At 73.1% G+C, this 13483-nt stretch carries 12 protein-coding genes; 7 read left to right on the top strand and 5 right to left on the bottom strand.

Annotated features, from left to right (window positions below; translation table 11 throughout):
- The first annotated feature begins 95 nt into the window (after window positions 1-95).
- On the top strand, window positions 96-959 hold the full coding sequence (locus ACBJ32_RS39835; protein ID WP_375131171.1) for an SDR family NAD(P)-dependent oxidoreductase: 864 nt from the start codon (window positions 96-98) through the stop codon (window positions 957-959).
- On the opposite strand, the gene ACBJ32_RS39830 is transcribed toward ACBJ32_RS39835, so the two are convergent.
- Complete coding sequence (locus ACBJ32_RS39830; protein ID WP_375131170.1) at window positions 932-1876, bottom strand: oxidoreductase; 945 nt, start codon at window positions 1874-1876, stop codon at window positions 932-934. The genes ACBJ32_RS39835 and ACBJ32_RS39830 overlap by 28 nt on opposite strands.
- Before the next feature lie 108 nt (window positions 1877-1984).
- Between ACBJ32_RS39830 and ACBJ32_RS39825 the strand changes: the two genes are divergently transcribed.
- Window positions 1985-2599 carry a TetR/AcrR family transcriptional regulator gene (locus ACBJ32_RS39825; protein ID WP_375131169.1) on the top strand — a complete coding sequence of 205 codons (615 nt, stop codon included), beginning with the start codon at window positions 1985-1987 and terminating at the stop codon, window positions 2597-2599.
- Between the two features lie 100 nt (window positions 2600-2699).
- Window positions 2700-3722, top strand: a complete 1023-nt coding sequence (locus ACBJ32_RS39820; RefSeq protein WP_375131168.1) for a hypothetical protein — start codon at window positions 2700-2702, stop codon at window positions 3720-3722.
- Window positions 3723-3863: 141 nt separating this feature from the next.
- Here the strand turns inward: ACBJ32_RS39820 and ACBJ32_RS39815 are convergent, their stop codons facing one another.
- Complete coding sequence (locus ACBJ32_RS39815) at window positions 3864-4706, bottom strand: universal stress protein (protein ID WP_375131167.1); 843 nt, start codon at window positions 4704-4706, stop codon at window positions 3864-3866.
- Between the two features lie 463 nt (window positions 4707-5169).
- Complete coding sequence (locus ACBJ32_RS39810; RefSeq protein ID WP_375131166.1) at window positions 5170-5583, bottom strand: VOC family protein; 414 nt, start codon at window positions 5581-5583, stop codon at window positions 5170-5172.
- A gap of 116 nt (window positions 5584-5699) precedes the next feature.
- Here ACBJ32_RS39810 and ACBJ32_RS39805 point away from each other — a divergent pair, with 116 nt between their 5' ends.
- From ACBJ32_RS39805 to ACBJ32_RS39795, 3 genes are all read left to right on the top strand, one after another.
- A complete protein-coding gene (locus tag ACBJ32_RS39805; RefSeq protein WP_375131165.1) occupies window positions 5700-6572 on the top strand; it encodes a sigma-70 family RNA polymerase sigma factor in 873 nt (290 codons plus the stop codon).
- 305 nt (window positions 6573-6877) lie between these two features.
- Window positions 6878-10060 carry a family 78 glycoside hydrolase catalytic domain gene (locus ACBJ32_RS39800; protein WP_375131164.1) on the top strand — a complete coding sequence of 1061 codons (3183 nt, stop codon included), beginning with the start codon at window positions 6878-6880 and terminating at the stop codon, window positions 10058-10060.
- 450 nt (window positions 10061-10510) lie between these two features.
- A complete protein-coding gene (locus ACBJ32_RS39795) occupies window positions 10511-10957 on the top strand; it encodes a DUF4383 domain-containing protein (RefSeq protein ID WP_375131163.1) in 447 nt (148 codons plus the stop codon).
- Between the two features lie 41 nt (window positions 10958-10998).
- Here ACBJ32_RS39795 and ACBJ32_RS39790 read toward each other — a convergent pair whose 3' ends face one another.
- Window positions 10999-11862: a helix-turn-helix transcriptional regulator gene (locus ACBJ32_RS39790; protein WP_375131162.1), complete on the bottom strand. Its 864-nt coding sequence runs from the start codon at window positions 11860-11862 to the stop codon at window positions 10999-11001.
- A 115-nt stretch (window positions 11863-11977) separates the two neighbouring features.
- Here ACBJ32_RS39790 and ACBJ32_RS39785 point away from each other — a divergent pair, with 115 nt between their 5' ends.
- Window positions 11978-12676: an SDR family NAD(P)-dependent oxidoreductase gene (locus tag ACBJ32_RS39785; protein WP_375131161.1), complete on the top strand. Its 699-nt coding sequence runs from the start codon at window positions 11978-11980 to the stop codon at window positions 12674-12676.
- On the opposite strand, the gene ACBJ32_RS39780 is transcribed toward ACBJ32_RS39785, so the two are convergent.
- Window positions 12576-13217 carry a hypothetical protein gene (locus ACBJ32_RS39780; protein ID WP_375131160.1) on the bottom strand — a complete coding sequence of 214 codons (642 nt, stop codon included), beginning with the start codon at window positions 13215-13217 and terminating at the stop codon, window positions 12576-12578. The two genes, ACBJ32_RS39785 and ACBJ32_RS39780, sit on opposite strands and share 101 nt — an antisense overlap.
- Window positions 13218-13483: the final 266 nt, after the last annotated feature.

The following is a 13483-nucleotide window of genomic DNA, read 5'->3' as shown; positions in this document are numbered from 1 at the left end:
CGCCACATGCCCGCGGTGTCACAGGCGCCGGGGCCGCCGGCGTCTCATGGTCGTCAAGGCGCATCCGCCACGGGCATGGAGAACGGAAAGACATCATGAGCAAGGTCTGGTTCATCACCGGTTCGTCGCGCGGCCTGGGCCGCCAGTTCGTCGAGGCGGCCCTGTCGCGCGGCGACCAGGTGGCCGCGACCGCCCGCGCCACCGCGAGCCTCGACGACCTGGTGACCGCCTACGGCGACGCGGTGCTCCCGCTCGCGATGGACGTGACCGACAAGGCCGCCGTCCTCGAGAGCGTCAAGGCGGCCAAGGAGCACTTCGGGCGCCTCGACGTCGTCGTGAACAACGCCGGCTTCGCCCAGATCGGCGCGGTCGAGGAGCTGACCGAGCAGCAGCTGCGCGACCAGATGGAGACCAACCTGTTCGGCGCGGTGTGGGTGATCCAGGCCGCGCTGCCGTACCTGCGCGAGCAGCGCTCGGGGCACATCGTCCAGCTGTCCTCGGCGGCCGGGCTCATCGCCATGCCGCTCGGCGGCGCCTACCACGCCTCCAAGTGGGCCCTGGAAGGCCTGAACGAGGCCCTCGCCGGCGAGGTCGCCGGCTTCGGCGTCAAGGTGACCATCATCGAGCCCGGCGGCTTCGCCACCAGGGACGGCAAGAACCCCGACCCGCTCGACAACGGCCACGTGGCCCTGCCCGACCCTGCCTACGACGACCTCCGGCTGCGCCTGGGCGCGGCCGCGGGTAAGCAGCCCGCGGGCGACCCCGCCGCCGCCGCCCAGGCGCTCCTCAAGCTCGCCGACCTGGACAACCCGCCCCTGCGGGTGCTCTTCGGCCAGGGCTTCTACCCGATGATCCAGCAGGCCTACGCCGACCGGCTCAAGACCTGGGACGACTGGCAGGACCTGTCGGCGCAGGCGCACGGCGAGCTCGATCAGCAGGGTGCCGCGGACAGGGCGTAGCCGACGCCGGTGAGGCGTTCGGACAACCGCCACAGGTCGGCGGCCGTGGCGGCGTCGCGGATGGCCCGCTCGCGAGTACGGCGGACCGGCTCGCCCCGCAGTTGCAGCAGGCCGTCGGGGACGATGTAGCTGCCGCCGGGCAGGCCCGGCTCGGTCGCCGCGTACAGGGAGGTCTTGGCCCCCTCCAGAGGCGGGCGGAACGCCACTCGCACCAGCAGGCGGGTCAGGGCCGCGTACAGCCGTCCCCTGCTGCTGTTGGCGCCGCCGGTGAGCACGTTGGTGCGGGTGAGCCCGGGCGCGACGGCCATGCTGCGCAGCCTCAGCCCCGCGGCGTCGGCCCGGCGCTGCAGCTCGACGGCGAAGTAGAGGTTGGCCCGCTTGGCCTGCACGTACGCGAACGCCGCGCGGTAACCGCGCTCGGCGTTGAGGTTGTCCAGGTCGAAGCGGGCGAACCGCTGCCCCTCGCTGCTGACGGTGACCACCCGTGGATCGGGCGCGGCGAGCAGGTGGGGCAGGAGCAGGCCGGTCAGGGCGAAGGTGCCCAGATGGTCGATGCCGAACTGCGACTCGAACCCGTCGGCGGTCCGGGCGTAGGGCACCATCGCCACCCCGGCGTTGTTGACCAGCAGATCGAGCCGGCCGCGCCGCCAGCCGGCGGCGAACTCCCTGATGGAGGCCAGGCTGCCGAGGTCCACCTGGCGTAGCTCGAGGTGCGCGCCGGGCACCTCGTCACCCATGCGGGTGAGGGCGGCGCGGCCGCGTCCGGGGTCGCGGCAGGCCAGCACGACGTGCGCGCCGCGGCGGGCCAGCTCGCGGGCGGTGACGTAGCCGATGCCGCTGTTGGCGCCGGTCACCACCGCGACGCGGCCGGTCTGGTCGGGGACGGCCTGGAGAGTCCAGGCGGCGGGCTTGCGCATGATGTGCCACCTCAGGGGAAAGAACGCAATGGGGAACGCATCGCAACTCGAAGTTGCGATACGCTGATCCTGCCAGTCACCCCCGAAGTATCGCAACTCGGAGTTGCAATGCAGTCTGATCAGTCCCCCGCCAGGCCGGTCGGCCGCGGCGCCAAGGTACGCGCCGCCGTCCACGCCGCCGCGCTCGCCGAGCTCGTCGACAAGGGCTACGCCGCGCTGACCGTCGACAACGTCGCCCAGCGCGCCGGAGTCCACAAGACGACGGTGTACCGGCGGTGGAAGGATCGCGAGAGCCTGCTCACCGACGCGCTGGCCGAGCACATGGCCGCCGACATCCCCGTTCCCGACACCGGCGCCATCGACAGCGATCTGCGGGCGCTGGCCCGCTCGCTCGTCCAGGCGTTCACCAGCCCCACCGGGCAGGCCATCCTCGCCGCCATGTTCACCGGGGCGGCCCACCTGTCCGAGATCGCCGCGGCCCGGCGGCAGGTGTTCGACGACCGGCTCGCCAGGGCCGAGCCGGTGGTGCTGCGCGCCGTCGGCCGCGGCGAGCTCCCCGCCGGCACGGACCCCGCCGAGCTGCTGAGAACCCTGGCCGCGCCGATCTACCTGCGCCTGCTCATCACCGCCGACCCGGTGGACGAGGCCGTCGCCGACCGGGCGGCGCACGTCGCGCTGGCCGCCGCACGCGCCGGCGCCCTGAGCACTCCCGCCACACCCTGAGCTGCGCGCTGTGGCCGTTCCCGGGACAGGCCCGGTGGAGATCGCGTACGGTGACCGGTTGATGACCGGTCAAGCCCGTAAGCCACCCGGAGCCTGTTTCATGCGAACCGCAGCGACGATCCTCTCCTTCGTCCTCGCCATCACCCTCCTGCCCGTCCAACCCGCCTCCGCCGCGCCACTCCCCGGCGGCAAGACCACCTACGTCGTCTCGCAGGGTCACCTGAAGGCCGCCTCCCGGCAGAACTGGCTCCGCCTGGGCAGCTACCGCTTCGCCGCGAACGGCACGGTCAGCGCCTCCCTGTACCTGTGGTGGCAGCGTCATCCCGAGGCCCGGCAGCGCACCGGCATGGTCCCCGACCAGGGCTGCACCACCAAGGCGGGCGGTTCCGCCTCACGTCCCCGCACCTGCCGGGTGCTCACCGCCGGCGGTTTCACCGGCGCCCCCGACGAGAGCCGCACCGGGACGTACAGCATGGCGGGCGACGTGCTCACCATCCGGTGGAAGATCGCCCAGGCCTGGACGGAGCAGTGGTACGTGCGCCGCTCACCCGACCGCAAGCTGGCCCGCCTCGACCTCAAGCGGAGCACCCTGGCCACGCACGGGTACGGCTACGGCAGCAACGCCACGATCGGCACCCGGCGCGAGATGAGCTCGGTGAAGGCGTTCCCCGGCTCGCTGCGGCAGGACCTGACGAGCTGGGCGGGCGGCAAGCTCGTCACCTCGAACGACCAGCCGTTCAGCCATGCGTCCTTCCGCGCCTGCACGACCACGACCTCGTGCCTGACCTACCTGCAGCCGTCCTCGCGCGGCGCCTGCCAGAAGTCGGGCGGCTGCCCCCGCTACGGCGGCGGCACCAAGGCCGGCGTCAGCTCCATCCAGTACTACCTCACGAAGATCTCCAACTCCGACCGCCGCGACACGATGTGGCACTGGTGCACCTGCCTGGCGATGGAGCGCCGCGAGTTCTGCTACACCGGCAACTCGCACGTCAAGCCGCTCATGCAGGTCATCGACGACAGCGGGGCCTTCCGCGGCTGGGTCGGCGCAGAAGCCTCCTTCTCGACCGGCTCGTCGCGGGCGGGGGACATGCTGGCGGTCTTCCGCCTCACGGACTTCCACTGACGCCGCCACCGCACCCGGCCAGACGCCCTCACCACCCCCAGCCTCGGCCTGGACCGTGAACGGGGGTACCGCCCGGGCCTCCGGCTCCGCGGCCGGCCGGCGGCGGACGTCCCCGGCGACCATGACGAAGACCCCGCGCCGTCAGGCGCGAACCACGGCCACCGGGCAGCGGGTGTGGTGCAGCACGTTCCGGCTGACCGAGCCGAGCAGCGCCGATCCGAGGACGCCGCGCCCGTGCGAGCCGACGACCAGCAGGTCGGCCCGTTCGGCCGCCGCGGTGAGCGCGTCCACTGGGTGCGCGCTCCGCACGTCCTCGATCACCTCCACCCGCGGGTGGTCGCGGCCGAGCGTCTTCAACCGGTCGCGGACGACCTGGAGCCGCGCGGCGCGGACCTCGTCCATGTCGTACACGATGTCCGGGGCGTAGGCGTGCACCGGGAGCTGCCAGGCGTGCACGGCCCTGAGCGCCGCGCCGCGCAGCTCCGCCTGCTCGAAGGCGTAGGCCAGGGCGGGCTCGCACTCCGGCGAGTCGTCCACCCCCACCACGACCTCCCCCTGCGCGGGCAGGTGCGCGGCGTGCACCACCACGACGGGGCAGTGCACGTGCCCGGCCAGGTGCATGCTCACCGAGCCCACCAGCGCGCCGGCGAACCCGCCCAGCCCGCGGCTGCCGGCCACCAGCTCGACGGCGTCCCCGGCCCTCTCGCGCAGCACCTCGGCGGGCCTGCCCGTCACCAGCTCCGTGGTGGCCTCGACGGCCGGCTGCCGCTCGCGGGCCAGGGCCTCCGCCTCCCGCAGCACCTGCCGCCCGCCGCGCAGCAGCGTGTCGGGCAGGGCCGCGTCGGGGCGCTTGCCGACCAGGTACCACGAGGTGTCCACCACGTGCACGATCCGCAGCGGCAGGTGCCTGCGGGCGGCGTCGCCGGCCGCCCACTCCACGGCGGCTCGCGAGGCCACGGATCCGTCCACTCCTACGATGATCACGATTTCCTCCTTCGTCACCTCTCATCGCACCACGCGCGGGCCCGCCGCGGCAGGGCCGGGTGGCCCCGGCGTGAGGGTCCAACGGCTCTGGGAGGGACGGCACATGCCTCACGCGGCGAGCGCCACGTGACCGTCCGCGTCGGGCCCGCAGCAGGTCACCGGGGTTGCGTCCGCTGAGGAGCCGCGCGTTCGAAGACACCCGCCGGGCGGGATGGACGCGGCCCCTGCCCGGCCGGCCGGGCTCGCCACTGTGACTGCCGGTCACTGCCACCGATCCGCTGCCGGGCCGGGGGCCGCCTCGGGGATGGGGATCTCCTGCCCCGGCGGGTGTCTGCTTCCATGATCCCTGTACGGGCCGGGGGGAGGCAGGGCCGAAAGTCCCCGGCCCGCCGGGACGAAGGACCTGTACCGGGTCCGGCGCCGGCCCTGACCCGCGCCGGCGCCGGACCGCTTCGTCAGGCCCTTACTCCGCGTACGGCTGGTCCCCTCCCCGGGCGCTGTAGCCGAGGCTCCAGATGTAGCCGTCCGGGTCGGCGAACGTGCCGCCGTACCCGCCCCACGGCAACGCCCCGGCAGGCTTGAGGACCGTGGCACCGGCCTTCTCGGCCTCCGCCATGACCTCGTCCACCCGCTCCTGGCTACGGACGACGTAGGTCAGCACCAGCCCGCTGAACCCGCTCCCCTCCGCGCTCGTGCCCACCTGGCCGGCCAGGCCCTCGCGGCCGTAGAAGCCGACGGGCGAGGCCCCGTCCGATTCGAAGAACACCGAGACGCCGTAGTCGTTCTTGACCTTCCAGCCGAGCCCGTCGGTGTAGAACCGCTTGGCCCGCTCCATGTCCTGGACGCCGAGCAGGATCGAGCTCACGTGCGCTTTCACGTTGTGTCTCCTCTTATCTGTACTGACAGGCGCGACACCGGAGGCGGGCCCCGATGTCACGTTTCTCCGTTGTGTCGGTCAATCTGAATGACCGGTGAGACGGAGGAATGTGACAGATGGCCGAACAGGACTGGGTCAGCGAGCGGTTCACCGAGCACCAGGACCGCCTGCGCGCGGTGGCCTACCGGATGCTCGGCTCACCCGGCGAGGCCGAGGACGCCGTACAGGAGGCGTGGCTGCGGGTCAGCCGCGCCGACACCGGACAGGTGGAGAACCCGGCCGGCTGGCTGACCACGGTCGTCGCCCGCGTCTGCCTGAACATGCTGGAGGCACGCCGCAACCGGCGTGAGGACGCGGCCGGGGCACTGCCTCCCGAGCCGGCCACGCCGCACGCGGGCGTCCAGGCGCCCGGCCGGGCCGGCCCCGAGGACGAGGCGCTGCTGGCCGATTCGGTCGGTGTCGCGCTGATGGTGGTGCTGGACACGCTGACGCCCGCGGAACGGCTCGCGTTCGTCCTGCACGACGTCTTCGCCGTGTCGTTCGGCGAGATCGGCACCATCATCGACCGCTCCCCCGCCGCGGCCCGGCAGCTCGCCAGCCGGGCCCGGCGCCGGGTGCAGGGCGCGGCCGGCGCGGCCGAGGCCGCGCGGTCGGCGAAGCGGGACATCGTCGAGGCCTTCCTGTCCGCCTCCAGGAACGGCGACTTCGCCGCCCTGATCGAGATCCTCGATCCGGACGTGGTGGTCGGCGAGATCCGCGGCGGCCACGCGGTGGCGACCTTCTTCGCGGGCGGGGCCAAGGCGGCCCGGCTCGCCCTGGTCGACGGCGTTCCGTCGGCCGTCTGGCTGCACCGGGGCCGGCCCAGGGCCGTCTTCGCGTTCACCGTCAGCGGCGGCAGGATCACCCGCATCGCCATCGACACCGATCCCGACCGGCTCGGCGACCTCGACATCGTCCTTCTCCCCGCCGCCACCGGGGAGCGGCTTTGAGCGGCCCGCGTCTGAGGCTCTCGCAGTGCGCTCTCGCCGTCCACGACCTGAGCAGGTCAGGGAGGTCCGGACGGCAGCGCGACTCAAGCTTGAGCGGCCGGCGCGTACCGATACCCGAATCGCCATGTTCTCAGCGACCTGACGTGCTGCGATCACGTGAACCGTTACTCGAACCTCCCTTGACGGCCCACCTCGCAACGCTTACGTTAACGGCGTCTGCAAGGTTCTTAAATCGTTTTAGGACCGCAGGGAGTGGTTTCGTGTCCTCATTACGCCGCCGGATCCGCTTATGGGCAGGACTGGGAGTGACGTTCACCCTCGTCCTGGGACAGCCCCTCAACCCCGCGCCGGCCGCCGCCGGCGGACAGCCCCACGTCGAGGTCGTGGACCTGCGCGTGGACGGCCGGCGCGACCAGCCTCTCGGCATCGACAACCCCGCCCCCTTGCTGGGATGGCGGATGACCCCGGCCAGGGGCGCCGCCGGCCATCCGTGCCACCGGCCCGGTTCCCGGGCCGCCTGCCCGGCCGACGCGCAGACCGCGTACCAGATCCAGGCTGCCGCGAGCGAGAGCGACCTCGGGCGCGGGCGGCTGCTGTGGGACTCCGGCAAGGTGCGCTCCGCCACCCAGTCCGGCGTCCGCTACGGCGGGCGGCCGCTCGCCTCGCGGCAGCGGATCAGCTGGCACGTCCGCGTCTGGGACGCCGGCGGGCAGCCGTCGGCCTGGAGCAGGCCGTCCTCCTGGGAGATGGGCCTGCTCCGGCAGGGCGACTGGGGGCAGGCACGCTGGATCGACCACCCCGGCCGCACCGAATCCCAGCCCATGCCCATCTTCGCCCGCGCGTTCGACCTCGACCGGCGCAGGCGCGTGGCGAGCGCCCGCCTCTACCTGTCCGGCGTCGGCCTGCACCTGCCCACGCTCAACGGCCGCGGGCTCACCGACGAGGTGCTCGCCCCCGGCAACTCCAACTACCAGCTCTCCAGCGAGTACCGCACCTACGACCTCACCCGCACCCTGCGCGCCGGCGCCAACACCCTCGGCGTCCGGCTCGGCAACGGCCCCGCCTACGTACGGCGCAGCGTCACCAACCCGGCCGTCGGCCGGACCGCGCCCTACTCCTGGTGGCAGAGCCAGCTCAAGGGCAGCGGCACCCTGACCGCGAGCACCGCCCCCGGCGCCACCACCGTGTCCCTCGACAGCGTGACCGGCTACCACGTTAGCGGCACCGTCAACATCGACACCGGCGACGGCGGCGACAACCTCGAGTCCCGCACGATCACCGCGATCGGCGCCTCCGAGATCGCCTTCACCCCCGCGCTCGGCAAGCCGCACTTCACGGGCGCGACGGTGACCGGCTCGGGCAACAACATCGCCGCCAGCGACCCGAGCGCCGGCGCGGCGGTGACGCCACGCCTGATCGCCCGCCTGGAGATCACCTACACCGACGGCCCGCCGGACGTCATCGTCTCCGACCGGAGCTGGCGCACCGCCCTGGGCCCCCTCGTCACCGACGCCTGGTACTCCGGCTCCGACCACGACGCCCGCCGCGAACAGCCCGGCTGGGACTCCCCCGGCGCCGACCTCTCCCCCGCCGCCAAGCGGCGCGACGGCTCTTCCACGGAGTGGACCGACGCCGGCCTCGCGCCACCGCCGAACCTGGCCACCCGGCTGGTCGCCCGCGCCGCCGAGCCGATCAAGGTGGTCGAGACCTTCACGCCGGTGTCGATGACGAACCCGGCGCCCGGCACCTGGGTGTTCGACTTCGGGCAGAACATCGTCGGCTGGCCGGAACTGCAACTCAAGGGCACCGTGCCCGCCGGAACCGTCATCCGCATGTCCCCCGCCGAGTCGCTGGCCGCCGACGGCACCGTGGACCAGGCGTCCCTCATGGGCGGTGGCGGTTCGCGCGGCCGTGACCTGTTCAACACCTACACCGCGGCCGGGCTGCGCGGCGGCGAGCGCTGGCACCCGGACTTCAACTATTTCGGCATGCAGTGGGTCCAGGTCACCGGCCTGCCGGAGGGCCACACCCCGGACAGGGACCTGATCAAGGGCGTCCGGCTGCAGGCGGACACGCCCGTCGCAGGCCAGGTGACCACTTCCAACGCGCGGGTCAACCGCATCCACACGATGGCCCGCTACTCCTTCGCGTCCAACATCATGTCGGTGTTCACCGACTGCCCCGGCCGCGAGAAGCTCTCCTACCCGGCCGACTACACGATGCCCATGGGCGCCATCCACCGCGACCACGACCTCGCCGCCTACCTCAAGACCACCATGCGGCACCTCACCGAGGGCCAGTCGATCGCCGACACCCCGATGCGCGGCAACGTCGCGCTGAAGACGCCCGTCTACGACTGGGGCTACAGCGGCCGCTTCGGCGACGAGATCAACTGGGGCAACGCCATCATCCTCGTCCCGGCGATGCTGTACGAGCTGTACGGCGACACCGAGACGATGGCGCGGCACTACGACCGGATGGTCGCCTTCGCCGGATACATCCAGCGCCAGAAGGCCGGGACCGGCGCGGACGCGCACATCGTGGACGCCGCCCTCGCCGACTGGGTGGCCGCCGACCAGACCTCCGGCCGGATCACCGGCACCTGGGGCTACCACGTCATGATCACCGAACTGGCCAGGATGGCCGAGCTGACCGGCCACACCGCCGACGCCACCCGCTACCAGGCACTCGCCGCCGACATCAAGACCGCCTTCAACGCCCGCTTCTACAACCAGCAGCTCCGCCGCTACACCACCGACGGCAACGCCGGCACGACCGGCGCCACCCAGACGGCCCAGGCGCTCGCCCTGGACGCCGGCCTCGTCCCCGACGGGGAACGCCAGGCCGTCCTCGACGCCCTCGTCGAGCTCGTGTACGCCTTCCACCCCAACGGCGACGGCCCGCACTTCAGCGGCGGCACCATCGGCATGGCCCCGACCGTCCGGGCCCTGGCCGACGGCGGCCGCGACGACGTCCTGTGGGAGCTGCTCCAGGAGGACGACCAGCCGAGCTACGGCTACTTCATGCAGTCCACCCCCGCCAACCCGGGCGGCATGACCACCATCGGCGAACGCTGGAACCGCGGCGACTCCAAGAACCACATGATCCTCGCCCAGATCGAGGAGTGGTTCCACACCGGCCTGGCCGGCATCCGCGCCGCCGACGACTCGATCGCCTACCGCGAGCTCGTCATCCAGCCCGACCCGGTCGGCGACCTCACCTCCGTCAAGGGCAGCTACGACACCCCCCAAGGCACCGCCCGATCGGAATGGACCAGGACCGGCCGCCGCTTCGAACTGACGATCGAGGTCCCGCCGAACACCACCGCCGAGGTGTGGGTGCCGGCCGAGGACCGGCGCCTGGTGGCGGCACCGCACCGGGCCACGTTCCTGCGGATGGACGGCGATCATGCCGTCTACCGGGTCGCCTCCGGCTCCTTCGCGTTCGTGGCGGCGCACACCGGCCAGGCCGCGCAGGCACGGCCGTGATGCGGCCACCGCGCGGGAGCCCACCCGGCGGCCGCATCACGGCCGGGCTCCCGCGCGGTCACGGGCGCCGCGTCCGGTGAGCACCCGTGGGCGCTTCCCGGCCAGGGCCGTCGAGTCCTGCCGGACCCTGGCGGGAAGCGCTCCTGCCTCACCGCCGGTCTCCGGCGTGGCCGTCCACGGCGGCGAGCGCCGTCCGGCAGAGGCCGAGCGGTTCCTCGTCCTCGCCTACCGCCGCTGTGGTGGCTGTCGGCGCTCGTCCATGGACCGCCATCTTGCCCGACGGCGCCGGCAGTCCTGGACGCCGGTGATGTCGTGGTGAGCGGCGACATCAGCCACCCGGCCCACCGCCTTTACAGTGTAGATTTCTTCCGCCCAAACCCGCGCCCAGGTGCGGCGACTGAGCCCGTGTCTGGGGGTAGGGGGAGGGTTAGCCTATTTAGGGAGGTCCCGATGGACACCCCGCGTACTCTCGCCACCCGCTCCCCGGTGCAGCTCGCCGCGCTCGTCGTCGGCGTGGTCTTCCTGCTCGTCGGGGTGCTCGGCTTCATCCCGGGTATCACCACCGGCTACGACGACCTGCGGTTCGCGGGCCACGAGTCCGACGCGCACCTGCTCGGCGTCTTCCAGGTCTCGATCCTGCACAACATCGTCCATCTGCTGTTCGGCATCGCCGGCGTGCTGCTCGCCCGCACCTGGAGCGGCGCACGCAACTTCCTCGTCGGCGGCGGGGCGATCTACCTGCTGCTCTGGATCTACGGCATGCTGGTCGGCCACGACAGCCCGGCCAACTTCGTCCCGGTCAATGCCGCCGACAACTGGCTGCACCTGGTGCTGGGCATCGGCATGATCGCCCTCGGCCTGCTGCTGGGCCGCCGCCGCGTGACCGCCGGCCGCTGAGCACCATTTCCGCCAGGCGCTCCTGACCGCCGGCGGGCAGGTCAGCGACCTGCGGGCAGGCCGGCGACCGAGGCGAGCCGCAGCTTCGTCTCGTCCTCGCTGCCGGGCACGGCCGTCATGATCACGATCTTGAGTTCGGAGTCGCCGTCGGTCAGCACGTCGCAGTCCACGGTGACCGGGCCCACCGAGGGATGCCGGACCGTCTTGTGGTCCTCGCGGTGGGCGGCCACCGCGCCGGTCGCCCACAGCTCGGCGAAGCGCCGGTTGCCCGCGTTCAGCACGCGGATCAGCTCGGCCAGGCGCGCGTCGCGGGGGAAGCGGCCGGTCGCGCGGCGCAGGTCGGACACGACGGCGGCGTCCGTGCCGTCGCGGTCGGCCTCGACGACGGGCCAGAGCGCGAGGCGGGCGGGACCGCCGTCGATCGGGAACCTGTCGCGCGCGAAGTTGCGCAGGTGCGGCGGCGCGGAGGAGGGGTCGCCCAGCAGCGCGGCCCAGCCGTGGTTCCACCAGACGAGCTGCCAGTCCGCCGCGAACACGGCGACCGCGACGTCCCCGAGCCGGGTGAGCACGCGGTGCACGCCGGGCGGGATGTGGTCGCGGACGGCGCCGTCCGCCGGCGGGACGAGGCGGGCCAGCCGGTAGAGGTGGTCGCGTTCGGCGGCGGACAGTTGCAGGGCGCGGGCCAGGGACGCCACCACCTGCGCCGAGGGGGTCGTGGCGCGCCCCTGCTCCAGGCGTACGACGTAGTCGACCGACACGCCGGCGAGCTCGGCGAGCTCCTCGCGGCGCAGCCCGCTCGCGCGGCGCGCCGGGCGGACGGGCAGCGCCGCGGCGGACGGGGGCAGCCGGTCGCGCCACGCGCGGATCGTCGCGCCCAGCCCGGCCCCGGGTGGTGTCGTCGTCATGGCTTCCATCCTCGCGCACGCCCGGTCATCAGCGGCGACGTGGACGGTGGTACTGCTGCTCCTACCGTCGAGCCGTCCCTGGCGGGGCCGCCGCGGCCGGACGAGCATGCATCACATGACGATCACTTTCATCACCGGAGCGAACAAGGGCCTCGGCCGGGAGACCGCCCGCCGCCTCGTCGGACTCGGCCACACCGTGCTGCTCGGAGCCCGCGACCCCGAGCGGGGCGCGGAGGCCGCCGCCGCGCTCGGCGCGCGGTTCGTCCCGATCGACGTGACCGACGACGCGTCCGTCGCCGCCGCGGCGGCGGACGTGGCCCGGCACGAGGGCTCGATCGACGTGCTGATCAACAACGCCGGCGTCCACGGCCCTTCCGGCGATCCCAGCGCCCTCACCGGCGCCGACGCCCTGGCCGTCCTCGACGTCAACCTCGCCGGCGTGGTGCGGGCGACCACCGCGTTCCTGCCGCTGCTGCGCCGATCGCCGGACCCGGTCATCATCAACGTCAGCAGCGGCATGGGCTCCCTCGCCCACACCCACGACCCGTCCAGGCCCGAGTCCAGGGTCATCGCGCCGCTCTACACCGCCTCGAAGGCGGCGCTGACGATGCTGACCACCCAGTACGCCAAGGCGCTGCCGGGCATCCGGGTCAACGCCGCCGACCCCGGCTACACGGCGACCGACCTCAACGGCCACACCGGCCCCCAGACGGTCACCGAGGGGACGGACGCGATCGTCGGCCTCGCCACGGAGCATCCCGGCGCCGGCTCAGGACGTCTCGTCGACCGGCACGGGGAGATCTTCTGGTCCTGAGCCGGGCGCCGCGCCGCCCGTAGGAACACGCCCCCACGACAAGCGCGGCTCCCAGGCCGCCGAAGGCCAGCCCGCCGAACAGGATCATCCAGGTCACGTCCCCGCTGCTGGTGAAGGGCGGCACCGGCGGGAACCGGGCGATCACCCCGGCCAGGCCGAGCGGCACCATGACCAGCAGCACCACCCCGTACGTCCCGAGGCAGAGCCCCACGGCCCACGCCGGGATCAGCGGCAGCGGGGCAGGCACCCGCCACCCCGCGAGCAGCGGGGTCCACCGCGGGAAGACCATCCCCCACCGCTGCACCAGCCCGAGCGCGAGGAACACGCCGAGCAGCGCCGCCAGCACCGTCAGATCGACACCCACAGCCGCCAGCGCCCGGTAGACGGCGTCGCCGTCGCTCTCGATCCCCCGGCGCCAGGCCTCCCCGTCCACGCCGAGGGCGTCACCGCCGAGCGTCCACACCGTCTTCACCCCCGCCCACGGCACCAGCCCGCCCAGCAGCAGATACACCGTCACCCTGACCCGTAGCGAAGCAGTCACGCGCCCCTCCATGTCCCCAGGGTCGCGTGCCTGGGCAGGGATGCGCCTCCCCCGCACGGGGGATCAGCGCGCCGGTTCACCGGCCGCGGCCTTTCCGACAGTGCCACCAGGCATGGCCGGGCCTGCCGGCGACGATGAGTGTCGAGGATCCAGGAGCCGTGGAAGCCGGACACGGTTCCGCCGTACTGCCTGCCGGGCTGCCCGGGCGGCCTGCTGGGTGGCCGGTCAAGGGCGTGGCAAGCAAGGTCGCGCCTCCGGCGGTGCGG

It is taken from the genome of Nonomuraea sp. GTA35 (genome assembly GCF_041950525.1).
Taxonomy (GTDB): Bacteria; Actinomycetota; Actinomycetes; order Streptosporangiales; family Streptosporangiaceae; genus Nonomuraea.
The sequence above is the reverse complement of the archived record's forward strand: the minus strand, read 5'-3'. Positions and strand labels throughout refer to the sequence as shown.

Coding starts and splice junctions, on each gene's coding strand:
- ACBJ32_RS39795 (WP_375131163.1), top strand. CDS start 10,511: ATGGACACCCCGCGTACTCTCGCCACCCGCTCCCCGGTGCAGCTCGCC.
- ACBJ32_RS39805 (WP_375131165.1), top strand. CDS start 5,700: ATGGCCGAACAGGACTGGGTCAGCGAGCGGTTCACCGAGCACCAGGAC.
- ACBJ32_RS39830 (WP_375131170.1), bottom strand. CDS start 1,876: ATGCGCAAGCCCGCCGCCTGGACTCTCCAGGCCGTCCCCGACCAGACC.
- ACBJ32_RS39790 (WP_375131162.1), bottom strand. CDS start 11,862: ATGACGACGACACCACCCGGGGCCGGGCTGGGCGCGACGATCCGCGCG.
- ACBJ32_RS39820 (WP_375131168.1), top strand. CDS start 2,700: ATGCGAACCGCAGCGACGATCCTCTCCTTCGTCCTCGCCATCACCCTC.
- ACBJ32_RS39825 (WP_375131169.1), top strand. CDS start 1,985: ATGCAGTCTGATCAGTCCCCCGCCAGGCCGGTCGGCCGCGGCGCCAAG.
- ACBJ32_RS39835 (WP_375131171.1), top strand. CDS start 96: ATGAGCAAGGTCTGGTTCATCACCGGTTCGTCGCGCGGCCTGGGCCGC.
- ACBJ32_RS39785 (WP_375131161.1), top strand. CDS start 11,978: ATGACGATCACTTTCATCACCGGAGCGAACAAGGGCCTCGGCCGGGAG.